At 55.7% G+C, this 17,061-nt stretch carries 17 protein-coding genes; 7 read left to right on the plus strand and 10 right to left on the minus strand.

The window, feature by feature from the left end; translation table 11 throughout:
* Window positions 1-181 precede the first annotated feature (181 nt).
* Together ubiT and CTZ24_RS02690 are read left to right on the plus strand one after the other, a co-directional pair.
* Complete coding sequence (ubiT, locus tag CTZ24_RS02685; RefSeq protein ID WP_021185753.1) at window positions 182-709, plus strand: ubiquinone anaerobic biosynthesis accessory factor UbiT; 528 nt, start codon at window positions 182-184, stop codon at window positions 707-709.
* A complete protein-coding gene (locus tag CTZ24_RS02690) occupies window positions 703-1,209 on the plus strand; it encodes a GNAT family N-acetyltransferase (protein WP_013507714.1) in 507 nt (168 codons plus the stop codon). Before ubiT ends, CTZ24_RS02690 begins: the two co-directional genes overlap by 7 nt.
* On the opposite strand, the gene CTZ24_RS02695 is transcribed toward CTZ24_RS02690, so the two are convergent.
* A complete protein-coding gene (locus CTZ24_RS02695) occupies window positions 1,193-1,480 on the minus strand; it encodes a GIY-YIG nuclease family protein (protein ID WP_013507715.1) in 288 nt (95 codons plus the stop codon). The two genes, CTZ24_RS02690 and CTZ24_RS02695, sit on opposite strands and share 17 nt — an antisense overlap.
* A gap of 100 nt (window positions 1,481-1,580) precedes the next feature.
* Between CTZ24_RS02695 and CTZ24_RS02700 the strand changes: the two genes are divergently transcribed.
* Both CTZ24_RS02700 and CTZ24_RS02705 read left to right on the plus strand, forming a co-directional pair.
* Window positions 1,581-2,009 (plus strand): YhbP family protein, encoded by a 429-nt coding sequence (locus CTZ24_RS02700; protein WP_021185754.1) that lies wholly within the window; start codon window positions 1,581-1,583, stop codon window positions 2,007-2,009.
* 155 nt (window positions 2,010-2,164) lie between these two features.
* Window positions 2,165-3,202: a permease gene (locus CTZ24_RS02705; protein ID WP_208724708.1), complete on the plus strand. Its 1,038-nt coding sequence runs from the start codon at window positions 2,165-2,167 to the stop codon at window positions 3,200-3,202.
* On the opposite strand, the gene nrdG is transcribed toward CTZ24_RS02705, so the two are convergent.
* Complete coding sequence (gene nrdG / locus CTZ24_RS02710; protein ID WP_208724709.1) at window positions 3,095-3,661, minus strand: anaerobic ribonucleoside-triphosphate reductase-activating protein; 567 nt, start codon at window positions 3,659-3,661, stop codon at window positions 3,095-3,097. The genes CTZ24_RS02705 and nrdG overlap by 108 nt on opposite strands.
* Window positions 3,658-5,796, minus strand: coding sequence for an anaerobic ribonucleoside-triphosphate reductase (gene nrdD, locus CTZ24_RS02715; protein ID WP_021185756.1), 2,139 nt, complete (start codon window positions 5,794-5,796; stop codon window positions 3,658-3,660). Before nrdD ends, nrdG begins: the two co-directional genes overlap by 4 nt.
* Before the next feature lie 269 nt (window positions 5,797-6,065).
* Between nrdD and CTZ24_RS02720 the strand changes: the two genes are divergently transcribed.
* On the plus strand, window positions 6,066-8,450 hold the full coding sequence (locus CTZ24_RS02720) for a beta-N-acetylhexosaminidase (protein WP_208724710.1): 2,385 nt from the start codon (window positions 6,066-6,068) through the stop codon (window positions 8,448-8,450).
* 88 nt (window positions 8,451-8,538) lie between these two features.
* Here CTZ24_RS02720 and ridA read toward each other — a convergent pair whose 3' ends face one another.
* The 4 genes from ridA to argF all read right to left on the minus strand — a co-directional run bounded on the left by ridA (window position 8,539) and on the right by argF (window position 11,671).
* Window positions 8,539-8,925 (minus strand): Rid family detoxifying hydrolase, encoded by a 387-nt coding sequence (gene ridA, locus CTZ24_RS02725; protein ID WP_208724711.1) that lies wholly within the window; start codon window positions 8,923-8,925, stop codon window positions 8,539-8,541.
* Window positions 8,926-9,005: 80 nt separating this feature from the next.
* Window positions 9,006-9,470: an aspartate carbamoyltransferase regulatory subunit gene (pyrI, locus tag CTZ24_RS02730; protein ID WP_021185759.1), complete on the minus strand. Its 465-nt coding sequence runs from the start codon at window positions 9,468-9,470 to the stop codon at window positions 9,006-9,008.
* Between the two features lie 13 nt (window positions 9,471-9,483).
* Complete coding sequence (gene pyrB / locus CTZ24_RS02735) at window positions 9,484-10,419, minus strand: aspartate carbamoyltransferase (protein WP_208724712.1); 936 nt, start codon at window positions 10,417-10,419, stop codon at window positions 9,484-9,486.
* Between the two features lie 244 nt (window positions 10,420-10,663).
* Window positions 10,664-11,671 carry an ornithine carbamoyltransferase gene (argF, locus tag CTZ24_RS02740; RefSeq protein ID WP_021185762.1) on the minus strand — a complete coding sequence of 336 codons (1,008 nt, stop codon included), beginning with the start codon at window positions 11,669-11,671 and terminating at the stop codon, window positions 10,664-10,666.
* Window positions 11,672-11,835: 164 nt separating this feature from the next.
* On the opposite strand from argF, the gene rraB reads away from it, so the two are divergent.
* Together rraB and miaE are read left to right on the plus strand one after the other, a co-directional pair.
* A complete protein-coding gene (gene rraB, locus CTZ24_RS02745) occupies window positions 11,836-12,255 on the plus strand; it encodes a ribonuclease E inhibitor RraB (protein WP_013507725.1) in 420 nt (139 codons plus the stop codon).
* A gap of 57 nt (window positions 12,256-12,312) precedes the next feature.
* Window positions 12,313-13,074: a tRNA isopentenyl-2-thiomethyl-A-37 hydroxylase MiaE gene (gene miaE / locus CTZ24_RS02750; RefSeq protein WP_208724713.1), complete on the plus strand. Its 762-nt coding sequence runs from the start codon at window positions 12,313-12,315 to the stop codon at window positions 13,072-13,074.
* A 93-nt stretch (window positions 13,075-13,167) separates the two neighbouring features.
* On the opposite strand, the gene CTZ24_RS02755 is transcribed toward miaE, so the two are convergent.
* From CTZ24_RS02755 to CTZ24_RS02765, 3 genes are all read right to left on the minus strand, one after another.
* Window positions 13,168-13,671, minus strand: a complete 504-nt coding sequence (locus CTZ24_RS02755) for a GNAT family N-acetyltransferase (RefSeq protein ID WP_021185764.1) — start codon at window positions 13,669-13,671, stop codon at window positions 13,168-13,170.
* Between the two features lie 68 nt (window positions 13,672-13,739).
* The gene (locus tag CTZ24_RS02760) at window positions 13,740-16,595 is read right to left on the minus strand and encodes a valine--tRNA ligase (RefSeq protein ID WP_208724714.1); all 2,856 of its coding nucleotides are present in this window, start codon (window positions 16,593-16,595) and stop codon (window positions 13,740-13,742) included.
* 5 nt (window positions 16,596-16,600) lie between these two features.
* Entirely contained in the window at window positions 16,601-17,059 is a 459-nt protein-coding gene (locus tag CTZ24_RS02765) for a DNA polymerase III subunit chi (protein ID WP_021185766.1), read from the minus strand.
* Window positions 17,060-17,061: the final 2 nt, after the last annotated feature.

Below are 17,061 nucleotides of genomic sequence, written 5' to 3' on the forward strand. Positions count from 1 at the left end.
TGGACGGCGTTGAGTGTAGGTAAGCCCTCGCCGCAGAATGTTGATTTAAGGCAGTGAAACGGCCAATGGTGATGCAGAGTGAAGATTTTTCACACAACCAGACTGCGAATTCCTTGATCTCAGTGGATGCGAAGCCAAACGGATGTGGCAGAATAGGTAAAATTTTCTAAAGGGAGTGCAGATGGTGTTTACTCGCTTACGCGGCCTGATTGTTGAAAAAGGCCCAAAATTCCTCGGGTTACCGGTTTCATTGACCCCTTTTGCGCTGAAAAAAGCCGTTTTGCAACAACTCCTAAACTGGCAATTTCGCCATGCTTTGGCTGAAGGTGAGTTAGACTTTCTGGAAGGACGTTCCCTGGGGATCGAAATCAGCGACATCAATTTGCGCTGGATGACGACCTTGCAGGATGGGCGTCTGACCGTTTCACACGATACAGAGGCTGATGTCTGGTTTCGTGGTGAAGCTAACGATCTGTTGCTGGTGGCAGCACGCAAAGCAGACCCCGATATGTTGTTCTTTCAACGCCGCCTGGTGATTGAAGGCGACACGGAGCTGGGACTGGAGGTGAAAAACCTGATGGATGCCATTGAACTGGATGCCATGCCCACGCCGTTGCGCACGGGGTTGCAACAGCTGGCTGCCTTTGTTGAGGCAGGACTGAAACAGGACGCGAAGGCCAGTGAGTCGCGCGCGAGGATCTCATGTTAATTCGTACTGAAATTGGTGTTGATGCAGCCAGCATCGACAGCCTGTTAAAGCGCTGTTTTGCCAGCGCCGCCGAAGCGGAACTGGTACAACAGTTACGTGAAGATGGTTTGCTGACCCTCGGCGTGGTGGCGACTGATGATGAAGGCCAGGTATTGGGTTACGCCGCCTTCAGCCCGGTAACCTTGCAGGGTGAGGATCGCGGCTGGGTGGCGTTGGCACCGCTGGCGGTGGACGAGACGGTACGTAAACAGGGTATCGGTAAACAGCTGGTGTACGAGGGATTAGACGCGCTGAACGAATTTGGTTACAGCGCGGTGGTGGTGTTGGGTGACCCGGCTTACTACAATGCCTTCGGTTTTGAACCGGCAGCGCGTCATGGTTTGCATTGCCGCTGGACCGGTTCAGAAGCGGCGTTTCAGGTGTACAAGTTGGCCGACGATGCGTTCGTCGGGGCAGAAGGGCAGATCGATTTTGCCGAGCCTTTCAATCGCTTTGCGTAAACCAGTTCGTCAGGTTGAGCGGTTGTTGCGCTACCAGTTGTAACTTTTGCGCCCGGCTTAACTGTTTAACCTGATACTCCAGTCGTGATGCGGCGGCGCGATCCCCGGCATCACAGTGAAATACCAGCGTCAGCGGGCCTTTGCCGCGCAGTGATCGTGCTCCACGCCCCTGCTGATGCTGTTGTAAACGCCGGTTAACATCCGTTGTGATGCCGGTGTAAAGCATGCCTGCGGCGGTTTGCAGCATATAAAGCTGCCAGCCCTGCTCCATATGACTAACCTCGGAAAAATTGCTGGCAGGCAGTGTAGCGCGCATCCGGCGTTGCCGCTATTGGTCAGCACAGGCCTCTGGCCTGCAAGGGAGTTCGATTGTGTCCGACCATTCCCATCTGATTCGCTACCTGAAGAAACAGCATGCGCTGTCGCTGTGCGCGACAGACGGTGACGATCTCTGGTGCGCCAACTGTTTTTATGTTTTTGATGAATCCCGCATGGTGTTCTGGCTGATGACCGAGCCAGATACCCGTCATGGTCAACTGATGTTGGCTAATCCGCGCGTGGCGGGCACGGTTAACGGGCAGCCGAAAACCGTGTTGCTGATTAAGGGTGTACAATATCGCGGCCATATTCAGCGCTTAAGGGATGAAGCCGAGCAACAGGCCCGTCATGCCTACCAGAAACGTTTCCCCATTTCGCGAGCCGTCACGGCTCCACTGTGGGAAATAGTGCTGGAAGAAGTGAAGATGACGGATAACGCGCTGGGGTTTGGCAAAAAAATTGTCTGGCAGCGCGCGGATTAAGCGTTCTGCTACCCTCTATCCGTAGCGGCGCGATTTATCGCGCAATTTAGTGCGCGATGGATGATAAAACCGCGCGATAAATCGTGCCGCCGCGGGTTAATCCGTCGTGCCTCCGGTACGGCATTCGTTATTCAGTCTGAATACGGAATCCTGTCATGACTCAACTCACTTCAACTGCTGCGGCAACGCGTTTTGCCTGGTGGAAACCGCTGCTATTTCTGCTGGTGGTGATTGTTGGCCTCTGGTACGTCAAATGGCAACCCTACTACGGCAAAGCCTTCACGGCGGCAGAGACTCATTCGATCGGTAAATCGATTTTAGCCAACGCGGATGCGTCACCCTGGCGTGCCGCGCTGGATTACGCGATGGTCTATTTTCTGGCGGTGTGGAAAGCAGCGGTACTCGGCGTACTGCTCGGATCGCTGGTACAGGTGCTGATCCCCCGTAGCTGGCTGTTGCGTCTGATGGGCAAGAACCGTTTTGGTTCCGCATTGATTGGCACCGGGCTTGGGCTACCTGGCATGATGTGTACGTGCTGTGCCGCACCGGTTGCGTCGGGTTTGCGGCAGTCGCAAGTTTCCAGCGGTGCGGCGATGGCATTCTGGCTGGCAAACCCGATACTGAATCCGGCCACCCTGATTTTTATGGGTTTTGTCCTGGGCTGGCAGTTCGCGGCCATCCGCCTGGTGGCGGGGATCATCATGGTGCTGGGCATTGCCTGGCTGGTGCAACGTAGCGTGCCGCAGAAAGTCGGTGCACTTGAGGCCAGGGCATCGGTCCCCCCGGAAGAACCCTTTCTCCAGCGCTGGTGGCGGGTGCTGTGGCGGCTGTTCTGGAATACCATTCCGTTGTATGTGGCGGCGGTGCTGCTGCTTGGCGCGGCCCGCGTCTGGCTGTTCCCGCATGCGGATGGGGCCGTGGGTAACACGTTGTTCTGGGTGGTGGTGATGGCAGTGGCGGGATGCCTGTTTGTCATCCCGACTGCGGCAGAGATCCCGATTGTCCAGACCATGATGCTGGCCGGGATGGGCATCGCGCCCGCGCTGGCATTGCTGCTGACATTGCCAGCGGTCAGCGTCCCCTCATTACTGATGCTGCACCGGGCATTCCCGGCTCGCGCGTTGTGGATAGCCTTGTTGGGCGTCGCTTGCAGCGGAATGCTGGTCGGTGTGCTCGCCCTGTGGCTGGCGTAGATACCAGATTTTCTGATTGCGGCTGCCGCGCCATAGCAGCCGCGCATCTTTCTCCGCTTCGATAAATCGCCCATCGATTAACACGTCGATTTCGGCGATCACTTCCCGCTGCGCGGCGCTCAGTTCCGCTAACTGGTAGCCGGTCCACAGCCAGATATCCTTATCGGGGCATTCACGCCGCACCCGTTTCACCAGACGGCGGATATGCGGCACGTTATGGGGATGCAGCGGATCGCCGCCGCTGAGCGACAATCCCTGACGCGGAATGCGCCGATCTTTGAGATCGGCGATCAGCTGTTCTTCCATCGCCAGCGTGAAAGGCACGCCGGAGTCCAGTCGCCAGGTACTTTGGTTGTAGCAGCCGCGACATTGGTGTTCGCAACCGGCGACAAACAACGTGCAGCGTGTGCCCGGACCGTTAACAATATCGACGTCATAATAGCGATGGATATGCATCATCCCAGTTGTCCCGTATCCAGATGTTTCACGCGGCGCTGCACCTCTTCCTGTTTACCGGCGTTAAACGGACGTGCATCCGGGCTACCGAGATAGCCGCACACGCGCCGTGTCACCGACACCCGCGCCGGATCATGATTGCCGCAGCAGGGGCAGGTAAAGCCTTTGCTGGTGCAACTGAATTCGCCGCTGAAGCCGCATTCGTAGCACTCATCAATGGGCGTGTTGGTGCCGTAGTAGGGCACGCGGTCGTAGCTATAGTCCCAGACATCTTCCAGCGCCTTGAGGTTATGCTGGATATTGGGATATTCGCCGTAACAGATAAAACCGCCGTTGGCGATCGGTGGGTAAGGCGCTTCAAAGTCGATTTTGTCGTACGGATTAACCTTCTTCTCGACGTCGAGATGGAAGCTGTTGGTGTAATAACCTTTGTCGGTGACGCCCGGCACCACGCCAAACTCGGCGGCATCAAGGCGGCAAAAGCGGTCACACAGGTTTTCGCTTGGCGTGCTGTAGAGGCTAAAGCCATAGCCGGTTTCCGCTTTCCATGCATCCACCGCTTGACGCAGATGGGCGACGATCGCCACCCCTTTGGCGCGCAGATAATCGGCATCATACGGATGCACTTCGTTACCGCTCAACGCATTGAGGGTTTCATGCAGGCCGATATAGCCAAGGGAGATGGAGGCACGGCCATTGCGGAAAATTGGCCCGATATCGTCATCGGCCTTCAGGCGTACGCCACAGGCACCTTCCATATACAGAATCGGCGCGACGCGGGCCTTGGTTTTTTCCAGCCGCGCGATACGGGTCATCAACGCACGTTTCGCCAGTGCCAGGCGTTCATCCAGCAGCGACCAGAAACGTGCCTCATCCCCCTGGGCTTCCAGCGCAATGCGTGGCAGGTTGAGACTGATCACGCCCAGGTTGTTGCGTCCTTCGTGGATCTGCTCACCATGCTCTTCATACACGCCGAGGAAGCTGCGACAACCCATCGGCGTCTTGAACGAACCCGTGACTTTCACCACCTGGTCATAATTGAGGATATCGGGATACATCCGCTTGCTGGCACACTCCAGCGCCAGTTGTTTGATGTCGTAATTGACGTCACCCGCACGGCGGTTAACCCCTTCACGGATGGCAAATACCAGCTTCGGAAATACCGCGGTTTTGTGGTTTTTGCCCAGCCCGGCAATACGGTTGCGCAGGATCGATTGTTGGATCAAACGTGCCGCCCAGTCGGTACCGAGGCCAAAACCAAAGGTGACAAAGGGGGTTTGGCCGTTGGCGGTATGCAGCGTATTGACCTCATACTCCAGCGACTGGAAGGCGTCGTAACACTCTTTTTCGGTACGCGCGCGGGCATACGCCTCGGCATCGGCAATCTGCCATTCAAGGGCGACAGCACGATGTTTTTCCAGGCTTAGGGTGACAAAGGGGGCCAGCACTTCATCGATACGGTTAATGGTGGTGCCGCCGTAAATGTGGCTGGCGACCTGGGCGATGATCTGCGCGGTGACGGCGGTGGCGGTGGCGATCGATTTGGGTGGCTCGATCTCAGCGTTACCCATTTTGAAGCCGTTGGTTAGCATGCCGTGCAGATCAATCAGCATGCAGTTAAACATCGGGAAGAAGGGCGAATAATCGAGATCGTGGTAGTGGATCTCACCGCGTTCGTGCGCCAGCACCACGTCGCGTGGCAGGATCTGTTGTTGCGCGTAATGTTTGGCGACGATCCCTGCCAGCAAATCACGCTGGGTGGGGATCACCTTGCTATCTTTGTTGGCGTTCTCGTTCAACAGCGCGGCATTGGTTTGTTCAACCAGGCCACGAATAGCGTGATGTAGTTTCCCGCGCTGTTCACGCGCCAGGTCACGGTCGTGACGATATTCAATATAGGCGCGTGCCAGCTGCGGCCACGGACCGCTCATCAGCGTCTCTTCGACCGCGCATTGGATATCGCGGATATCCACCTCGTGGCGTGCAGCCAGTTGCTGTTCCACTTCTGCCGCAACCTGGGCGCACCAGGCCGCATCGTTCACCTGTACCGCACTGGCCGCAGCCTGTACGGCGCAGGCAATGCGCTGGGCATCGAACGGCACTTTGCAGCCGTCACGCTTAATCACTACCGTTGCCATTTACTCTCCGTGAAACTACATGTTGTGATTTTTACGAAGTGTAATCGCTATATATGGTGTTTGCCTGAGAATTAATTGCAGGGTTTTTGATATGGCGCAAAGAAGCAATAAGGAAGTTTGAAAGGCGCGCAATCAGCAACGCTGACTAAACTGAAAAAGTTTTAACCCGCCCATAGTTCCGCTTTCTGCAACTTGATGTGCGACGCGAAACAGGTTTAATGAGCCTTTTGCCCGCTTTGGTCAGACAATCGTTAACAAGGATGCCCTTCATGCCTCTGCAACGCACGCTGCTTGCCTGTTGTTTATCCGTGAGTTTTTCCGCTTTCGCCACCCCGGCGGGTGATCTGCCGCTGATGCCCTGGCCGCAACAGGTTGAGCTGCCTCGGAGCGGCGGTGCCTATCAACTGACGCCACAGCTGACGCTACACATATCGGGGGACCATCTGGAGGGGGCGGAGACGCGCTGGCTCAGACGTATTGCGCGACAAACTGGCTGGCCGTTGTTGCCAACGGACGCATCGGATGAAAAGGCGACTATCCGGGTGCAAATCAAGGAGGCGGTTGACCCCTTACCGCAACCGGACAGCGATGAAAGCTATCAGCTGGAGGTGAACAGCGATGGTGTCTTGCTCGAGGCGCAGACACGCTTCGGTGCCATGCGTGGTATGGAGACTCTGCTGCAACTGATTGAGAACAGTGAAAGCGGCACGGTCATCCCGTATGTCACCATCAATGACCAACCGCGCTTTGCCTGGCGCGGTCTGCTGATCGACTCCGCACGTCATTTTATGCCGGTGGAGACCATCAAACGTCAGATTGATGGCATCGCGGCAGCCCGTATGAATGTTTTTCACTGGCACCTGACCGACGATCAGGGCTGGCGTTTTGCCTCCAGCCATTATCCGCAGTTGCAGGATAAAGCCAGTGATGGCCGCTACTACACCCAGCAGCAGATGCGCGATGTAGTGCAATATGCCACGCAACGTGGCATCCGCGTTGTCCCGGAAATCGATCTACCCGGCCATGCTTCGGCCATCGCCGTGGCGATGCCAGAGCTGATCAGCGCACCGGGACCGTACTCAATGGAGCGCGGCTGGGGGGTATTTAAGCCGCTGCTCGATCCGAGCAATGAACAGGTTTTTGCCTTTATCGATACGCTGGTGGGGGAAGTGGCAGCGATCTTCCCGGATCCGTATCTGCATATTGGCGGTGATGAGGTTGATCCTGCGCAGTGGAATGACTCGCCTAAAATTCAACAGTTTATGCGCGATCACGGGTTAAAGGATGCCCATGCGTTGCAGGCCTGGTTTAATCAGCGGGTGGAAAAGATTCTTGAAGCGCATCAACGTCGCATGGTGGGCTGGGACGAAATCTATCATCCCGATCTGCCGCGCAGCATTCTGATCCAGTCGTGGCAGGGGCAGGATGCCTTAGGTGAGGTGGTGAAAAACGACTATCGCGGCATCCTTTCAACCGGCTTCTACCTTGATCAACCACAACCTGCGGCTTACCACTATCGTAATGAGCCTTTCCCGCAGGGGCTGAACGGCGAGGATCAGGTGCAGGCGGATGAGCAGGCACAGAGTTGGGCATTCACCCTGCCACGTCTGAAAGGCAGCGCGGTGAAGGGCAGTTTCACCCTGATTGAGGGAAAAGAGGGGTGGCGCGGTTTTATTGACTTTAACGGCAAAGCGCGGCGCCTGGTGCAGCAGGTTGACTGGTTGTCATCCAGCCAGGTCACGTTCCGGGTGGATACCTGGATGGGGGAAGTGCAGCCGATGGTGACGTTGACGGACAACAAACTGACCGGATATATGCTGGTGGGCAATGTACGTTATCCCACCGAGGGGGGCCGTCTGGCGCAAGTACCCAGCGGGATTGCCCCTTCGTTGCCCAGCCCGCAGCAGTTAAGTGAAAACCTGAAAGGGGGTGAAGCGGCGCTGTGGGCGGAAAACGTCAATAGCCAGATTATTGACACCAAACTGTGGCCACGAACCTTTGTGGTGGCGGAACGCCTGTGGTCTGCTGCCGATGTGAATGACAGCGATAATATGTATCAGCGGTTGAGCGCCATCGATCGCTGGGGTGCCATATCCGTTGGTCTGCAACAACATCAGCAGGCGGAGGTACAGATGATGCGACTGGCGAACAGCACCGATATTACCCCACTGCGCGTGCTGAGTGAGGTGCTGGAACCGGCACAATATTACACGCGGCAGCATCTGAAATTCCAGGCAGGCCACTATAACTATTTCGAGCCGCTTAACCGACTGGCCGATGTTCTGCCCGCCGAGAGCGAAGCGGTGCGTTTGCTGGACAAGCAGGTGGATGCCTTGATCGCTAATCGGGGCAACCGGCAGGCCACCAATGTGATTCGCCAGCAATTGCAACGCTGGCTAAGTAACAGCGACCGGGTGCTGCCGCTGACGCTGCATAACTATCAACTGCATGCGCTGCAACCGCAGGTACAGCAGGTGGCAATTCTCTGCCGCATGGGGCTGGATTTGGTCGCGACGCTGGAGCGTAATCAGGCGTATGGCGCGGGAGAAGTGGCGCAGATGCAAGAGAAACTGGATGACGCTGCCCTGGTGCAGGATGAGACGGTGCTGGCGTTAGTGCGCCCGTTGGAAAAACTGCTGCGTTCTGTCAAATAACCCAGGATGTAGCGGCGCGATTTATCGCGCGATTTCGTGCGCTATGCGGGTAAAATCCGCGCGATAAATCGCGCCGCTACGGGGGGCATCAGCGACGAACCGCAATCGCCTCGATCTCAATCTTCACATCTTTCGGCAGACGCGCCACTTCCACGCAGGAGCGAGCCGGGAAGCTGGCGTTATGCTCGGTGAAAAACGCTTCATAGGTTGCGTTCACGGTGGCGAAGTCATTCAGGTCTTTGACAAACACCGTGGTTTTCACAATGTCGCCCACTTTCAGACCGGCAGCTTCAACAATCGCCTTCACGTTTTCCAGCGACTGACGCGCCTGAGCAGACACATCGTCAGCCACTGCGCCGGTTTGCGGATCAACCGGGATCTGGCCGGAGGTAATGATCATGCTACCGAGATCCACGCCCTGTACGTACGGACCAATCGCTGCCGGTGCTTTTTCGGTACTGATTTCGCGAGACATTGTTTCTCCTTAAGAAAATGCGCCGCCAGTGCTCCCGACGGCATGAAAAGATCGCCCCATTATAGGGGCGATGCTGACGATTACCAGTGACCGAGCACTACATGGTGCGCGAACTCTTTCTCGCAATATTTGCACTTCAGGTGCACTTCATCGTCGCGCTTTTTCACGGCAAAACTGGAGAACACTGGCTCGCTGCGGCTGATACAGTTGCCGTTCGGGCAGGTCAGCACCCGTTCGATGCGATCCGGCAGCGTCGGGGCGATCTTCGCCACCACTTCATATTCGTCGATACGGTTGACCGTGGCATGAGGGGCATACACCGCCAGTTGGTTGATCTGATCATCGGTGAGAAAGGTGTTCTCGATCTTGATCAGATCTTTACGCCCCATTTCGCCAGAAGGCAGATTCAGACCAATGGTGATGCGCTGATCGGTTTCGGTCAGGCGAAACAGCGACAGTAATTTAAAGCCAACCTGCGCCGGGATATGGTCAATCACCGTGCCGCGTTTAATGGCTTCAACCTGCAATTTGTTATCGTGTGTCATGCTGTTTTCCTCCTTACAGGGCCAGATCGCGATTCAGTACCAGAGCCAGCAAAGCCTGGCGGGCAAAGATGCCATTCCCGGCCTGCTGGAAATACCAGGCGTGCGGTGTGCTGTCGACATCCGTAGTGATCTCATCGATTCGTGGCAGCGGGTGCAGCACCTTCATATTGTCGCGTGCGCCCACCAGGTCGCTGGCGCGCAGAATAAACTGCGCTTTGACGTTGGCGTATTCTGACGGGTCGAGACGCTCTTTCTGCACGCGCGTCATGTACAGGATATCCAGTTCCGGCATCACCTCTTCGATGCTGTCATGGCGCGACCAGCGAATGTTTTGCTCATCCAGCATATCGGTGATGTAAGACGGCATCGCCAGTGCATCAGGGGCGATAAAGAAGAACCGGTTGCCATCGAACTTCGCCAGCGCCTGAGTCAGGGAGTGCACGGTACGGCCATATTTCAGGTCACCCACCATCGCCACATTCAGGTTATCCAGACGGCTCTGGGTTTCACGAATGGTGAACAAATCGAGCAGGGTTTGCGTCGGATGCTGGTTAGCCCCGTCTCCGGCGTTGAGAATCGGCACGCCGCCGGAAAACTCGGTAGCGAGACGGGCCGCGCCTTCCTGCGGATGGCGCATCACAATGGCATCGACATAGGTACCAATCACCGAAATGGTATCGGCGAGGGTTTCCCCTTTCTTACCGAGCGAGGTGTTGCTGCCGTCGGCAAAACCGACGACCGAGGCACCAAGGCGATGCATGGCGGTTTCAAACGACAGACGGGTACGCGTTGAGGCTTCAAAGAAGCAGCTGGCGATGACGTTGTGTTTCAGCAATTCCGGCTGCGGGTGTGCCTTGAGCTGCGCGGCGGTATGCAGTACCAGCTCCAGCTCAGCGCGGCTGAGATCGTTAATTGAAATAATGTGCTTACGATATAGCGGGTTGGCCATAGCTCTCTCCTCTGCGCTGCCGGATAACGGACAAAAAAAAGCCCCTGCTTAAGGGGCTTGATTTGCGATCGATTGATGACGGAAAGAAACAGGTGCGCCGCCAGCTTTCTGGCGTAATTGAGCGTCAAATTGTGCGCTGCGCTGTTGCATGCTTCCTCCCGGCAAATTGTGGCGCATTATACGCATTCACTGCTTTGCATCAAGCAAAAATCACACGCGAGGTAATCGTTTGCTCCCGCCTGAGTCAGGGCTGGCCGAGCGTTGCCACCATCACGGCTTTAATGGTGTGCATGCGGTTTTCTGCCTGGTCAAACACAATGCTGTGTGCCGATTCAAACACCTCGTTGCTGACTTCCATACCGTCGTTCAGGCCATACTGCTCAGCCATCTGACGTCCCAGCGTGGTTTGGTCATCATGGAACGCTGGCAGGCAGTGCAGGAACTTCACCTGCGGATTGCCGGTCAACGCCAGCATCGCGCTGTTTACCTGATACGGGCGCAGCAGCGCGATACGATCAGACCACACGGATTTGTCTTCTCCCATCGAGACCCACACGTCAGTGTAGATGAAATCGGCACCCTGCACGCCGGTGGCGATATCTTCGGTCAGCGTGATTTTGCCACCGGTTTTTTGCGCTGCGATGCGGCATTGTTCCACCAGTTGTTCTTCTGGCCAGCAGCCTTTCGGTGCCACCAGACGCAGGTCCAGCCCGACCATCGCAGCTGCTTCCAGCATGCTGTTGCCCATGTTATTGCGCGCATCGCCAACGTACACCAGCGTCATCTGGTTCAGCGATTTTTGTGGCAGATGTTCCTGCATCGTCAACAGATCCGCCAGCAACTGAGTTGGATGGAATTCGGTGGTCAGACCGTTCCAGACCGGCACCCCGGCATGTTCCGCCAGGGTTTCCACCAACGCCTGACCATAACCACGATATTGAATACCGTCATACATACGTCCGAGCACGCGCGCAGTGTCTTTCATCGACTCTTTATGGCCGATCTGGCTGCCGCTTGGGCCGAGGTAAGTCACGTTAGCACCCTGATCGTAAGCGGCAACTTCGAAAGAGCAACGGGTACGAGTCGAGTCTTTTTCGAAGATGAGCGCGATGTTTTTGCCTTTCAGGTACTGCGTTTCGCTGGCGTTTTTCTTTGCGTGTTTTAATTCACCGGCCAGTCTTAACAGGTAATCAATTTCTGCTGGGGTGAAGTCCAGCAATCTCAGGAAATGGCGTTGGTTCAGCTGACTCATACAGCGCTCCATGTGGGGATCATAAATGAATTAAAATTCAATCTAACCGTATGAATATGCATTTTCAACCCCGGCGTTAAGAAACTTTCTGTTTTGAGTAGTGGCGCGCGAGGCAGTGTGGGAAAATAATTGCATTCATTGCCGAACATTTTGAGGATATCCCCATGGCATACGAAGCATTGCTGGAAGAACAACGCGAAGAGACGCGGTTGATCATTGATGAATTACTGGAAGATGGCAGCGATCCTGATGCCCTCTACACCATCGAGCACCATCTTTCCTGCAACAATTTTGACTCGCTGGAAAAAGCGGCGGTAGATGCCTTCAAGCTGGGTTATGAGGTGACTGAACCGGAAGAGCTGGAGCTGGAAGATGGCAGCACGGTGATGTGTGTCGACATCCTGAGCGAAGCCGCGCTGAAACCCGAGCTGATTGATGCGCAGGTTGAGCAACTGGTGAATCTGGCGGGCAAATACAACGTAGATTACGACGGTTGGGGCACCTACTTCGAAGACCCGGACGCGGAAGACGAAGATGATGACGGCGACTTCATTGATGATGAAGACGACGGTGTACGTCACTAAAAATGAACGGGCAGCCGCGTTGCTGCCCGTATTTTTTCCCCGCAGATAAAGACATTCATGAATTACGCCCCGCTATTAGAACCTATCCATCAGTTTCTGCATTGCCGCACACCACAGGCGTGGATTGATGAAGCACGCAAGCCGGAAAACCTGACGTTGCTACTCACCGATCATATGGTTTGTGAGTTAAAAGCCGCGCAAACCGCCGTCTGGTTGATTCGTAAATATGTGGCTGACAAGCCGAGTGGTGACGCTATTCTGGCGTGGCTGAAGCCCTACGAAGATTTTATTTTTGGCGAAGATCACGACAGCAACTTTATCAACGCCCACAAAAATCTGACCAAAAGCATCATCGTGCGTAATGAGTTGCCGTGGGCGGATGATCTGGTGGAAAAGATGGTGCTGCTGATTAAAGAAGAGCTGCACCATTTTTATCAGGTCTGGGAAATTATGCAGGCGCGCGGTCTGCCGTATCGCAAGATTACCGCCAGTCGTTACGCCAAAGGGTTGCTGCGTGAGGTCACGACTCATGAGCCAGATACCCTGGTAGATAAGCTGATTTGCGGTGCTTATATCGAGGCGCGTTCTTGTGAACGTTTCGCCAGCCTGGCACCGTATCTGGATGAGCAACTGGAGAAGTTTTATATCTCGCTGCTGCGTTCCGAAGCGCGTCATTACCAGGATTACCTGACGCTGGCGGCGCAGATTTCGCCGAAAGATATTGCGCCACGCGTGCGCGCGATTGGTGAGGCGGAAGGGCGCTTAATCAGCGAACCGGATATCGAGCTGCGTTTTCACAGCGGTGTGCCAACCTTATAAAATCCGCGCGATAAATCGCGCCGCTACAACCCGCGCGATAAATCGCGCCGCTACGACCCGCATGATAAATCGCGCCGCTACGGGACGGAATGATTACAGGGTACGCAGCATACGCACTTCACAATCCACATGCCCGGTGCAGCCCATCGCGGTATCAATCAGGGTAAAACCCAGCGATTCATACAACTTAATGGCGCGCGTCAGGCTGGCGGTGGTTTCCAGATAGCAACGACGGAAACCTTGCTGGCGTGCATAATCCATCGCGCGTAGTGCCAGATCGCGGGCCAGGCCAAAACCACGCGCTTCCGGCAGAAAGTACATCTTCTGTAATTCACAAATATCCGGCGCGCTACACGCCAGGGGTGCCACACCGCCGCCACCCAGCACTTTGCCCTGATGCTCGACAATCCAGTAAGCGCTGTTCGCCTCGCTGTACAATTCAAACAGCCGGTCCAGATTGGGATCAGACACGGTATAGCCTTTGTCAGCAGTCAGGCCGAACTCGGCAGAGACGTCGCGAATGACCCGAGCAATCAGCGGATTATCGGCTGCGGTAATGGGACGTACCTGAAGATCCAGCGGGGTGACAGTGGTCATTAGCATCTCATCCGATAGAAAAAAGCCGGGCAGTGCCCGGCTTCGGTTAAGCAGTTGGCCTGAAGCGATTACAATGCCGCAATCACGCCCTGCTGTTCAATCAGTTTTGCTTTTGATTGTTCCAGCTCAGCTGCACGTTCGCGCTCTTTCGCTACCACCGCTTCCGGTGCACGGGCAACAAAACCTTCGTTCGCCAGTTTGGTCTGGATCTTCTCGATTTCAACATCCAGCTTGGTCAGCTCTTTCGCCAGACGATCCAGCTCCGCTTCTTTGTTCACCAGATCCGCCATCGGAATCAGCAGTTCAGCGCCTTCAACGATCTTGGTCACCGATACCGGGCCTTTCTCGCCCGCAGGCAGGATGGTGAGGCTTTCCAGGCGTGCCAGACGCGACAGGAAGTTACGGTTCTCTTCCACGCGACGCAGCGCCGCCGGTGAGCAATCACGCAGCAACACATCCAGCGGTTTGCTCAGGGCGATGTTCATCTCGGCGCGGATATTACGTACCGCGACGATAGCCTGCTTCATCCACTCGATATCCGCTTTCGCTTCCGCATCTTCTTTCGCCGCCTCGTACTGCGGGAACGGTTGCAGCATGATGGTGTCGTCGCTGATATTTTTCAGCACTTTGACACGCTGCCAGATGGTTTCAGTGATAAACGGAATGACCGGATGTGCCAGGCGCAGCAACGCTTCCAGCACCGTCACCAGCGTGTTACGCGTGCCGCGCAGTTCCGCTTCGCTACCGCTGTTCATCACTGGCTTGGTCAGCTCCAGATACCAGTCACAGAACTGGTTCCAGGTGAAGTCGTACAGCAGGTTGGCAGCGATATCGAAACGATAGCTATCCAGTGCTTCACGGTAGGCTTTTACGGTGCTGTTAAACTCGGTGAGGATCCAACGATCCGCCAGCGACAGCTTCATTTCGCCGCCATTCTGGCCGCAATCCTGATCTTCGGTGTTCATCAGCACAAAGCGGCTGGCGTTCCACAGCTTGTTACAGAAGTTGCGATAACCTTCGAGACGCTTCATGTCCCAGTTGATGTCACGACCCGTCGAGGCCAGTGCCGCCAGGGTAAAGCGCAGCGCATCGGTGCCTGATGGGACGATGCCGTCCGGGAACTGCTTCTCGGTACGTTTACGGATTTTATCAGCCAACTGCGGCTGCATCATGTTACCGGTACGTTTTTCCAGCAGATCTTCCAGTGAAATGCCGTCCACCATATCCAGCGGATCGATGACGTTACCCTTCGACTTGGACATTTTCTGTCCTTCTTCGTCGCGGATCAGACCAGTGATATACACGGTCTTGAACGGCACCTGCGGTTTGCCGTTTTCATCTTTCATGAAATGCATGGTCAGCATGATCATGCGGGCAATCCAGAAGAAGATGATGTCGAAGCCGCTCACCAGCACGCTGGTCGGGTGGAAGGTACGCAGCGCTTCGGTGTTCTCCGGCCAGCCGAGGGTTGAGAAGGTCCACAGGCCAGAAGAGAACCAGGTATCCAGCACGTCTTCGTCCTGGCGCAGCGCAACGTCAGCGCCAAGGTTGTTTTCCTGACGTACTTCTTCTTCAGTGCGACCGACATACACGTTGCCGTGATTGTCGTACCACGCCGGAATACGGTGGCCCCACCACAGTTGACGGGAAATACACCAGTCCTGAATGTCGCGCATCCAGGAGAAATACATGTTTTCGTACTGCTTCGGCACGAACTGGATGTCGCCGTTTTCCACCGCTTCAACCGCGACTTTTGCCAGCGGGGCAGTGCGCACATACCACTGGTCGGTCAGCATCGGCTCAATCACCACGCCGCCACGGTCGCCATAAGGTACGGTCAGATCGTGAGGCTTGATCTCATCCAGCAGGCCGAGGGCGTCAATCGCCGCGACGATCGCTTTACGCGCAGCAAAACGTTCCATGTTCTGGAACTCAGCCGGGATGGCGTTGCTGTAAACGTCAGTCTCTTCACCGTTAGTGTCGAGCACTTCCGCAGTGGTGCGGATGTCGCCGTCGAAGGTCAGGATGTTGATCATCGGCAGCGCATGGCGACGGCCAACTTCGTAGTCGTTGAAGTCGTGGGCCGGGGTGATCTTCACGCAGCCGGTGCCTTTTTCCATGTCGGCGTGTTCATCGCCAACGATCGGAATACGACGGTCTACCAGCGGCAGGATCAGCTCTTTGCCGATCAGATCTTTATAACGTGGATCTTCCGGGTTGACGGCCACACCGGTATCGCCCAGCAGGGTTTCCGGGCGGGTGGTCGCGACCACCAGGTAATCTTTACCTTCCGCGGTTTTTGCGCCATCGGCCAGCGGGTAGCGGATGTGCCACATCGAACCTTTGGTTTCGCGGTTTTCAACTTCGAGGTCAGAAATCGCGGTACGCAGTTTCGGGTCCCAGTTTACCAGGCGCTTACCACGGTAAATCAGGTTCTCTTTATACAGGCGTACAAACACTTCTTTCACGGCATTGGAAAGCCCTTCATCCATAGTGAAGCGCTCGCGTTCCCAGTCAACGGAGTTGCCGAGGCGACGCATCTGACGGGAGATATTGCCGCCTGATTCCGCTTTCCACTGCCAGATTTTGTCGATAAAGGCTTCGCGACCGTAATCCTGGCGCGTTTTGCCCTCTTCAGCCGCAATTTTGCGCTCAACCACCATCTGGGTAGCGATACCCGCGTGGTCAGTACCCGCCTGCCACAGGGTGTTTTTGCCCTGCATGCGCTGGTAACGAATCATGGTGTCCATGATGGTTTGCTGGAAGGCGTGACCCATATGCAAGCTGCCGGTGACGTTCGGCGGCGGGATCATGATGCAAAAGCTTTCCTGGCTGGTGTCGCCATTCGGTTTAAAGTAGCCCTGCTGTTCCCAGTGCTCGTAGAGCGGCTGCTCGATATCTTGCGGGTTATATGTCTTTTCCATTTCTGCTATGTCGTTTGCGGCTGTGGTGGCGTCGCCGTATTCAATTGGAAGCCAACGCTGCGATACGCTTTATAGCGGTCACGCGCCAGCTGTTTCTGGGATTCTTCGTAAGGAACGAAGTCTATCACTTCATGGAAAGCAGTAGCAAAATCTGCGAACTGCGGCAGCAGGCTGATTAGCAAGTCGCGTGGCGAACTGCCGCGTCGTTGCGGCCAGGCCAACTCGACCGGTGCGCCATAACGCGGGCCTTCACCCGCAAGGTTATGCGGTACAAAGGCATTGGCCGGGCGCTGCCATAAGGCTTCATCCAGACGATTGGCCTGCTGTTCATCGGTGCAGGCAATCAGGATGCGTTTGCCGTCACGCCAGCGTGCTTCGGCCAAATCGCACACCAGCGCTTCAATGGCGCTCAGGCCGTCGCTGGCGGTATCGGACTCCATCACATAAAAGGTGGCGTTTTTCATGG

This window comes from Pantoea phytobeneficialis, from assembly GCF_009728735.1.
Taxonomy (GTDB): domain Bacteria; phylum Pseudomonadota; class Gammaproteobacteria; order Enterobacterales; family Enterobacteriaceae; genus Pantoea; species Pantoea phytobeneficialis.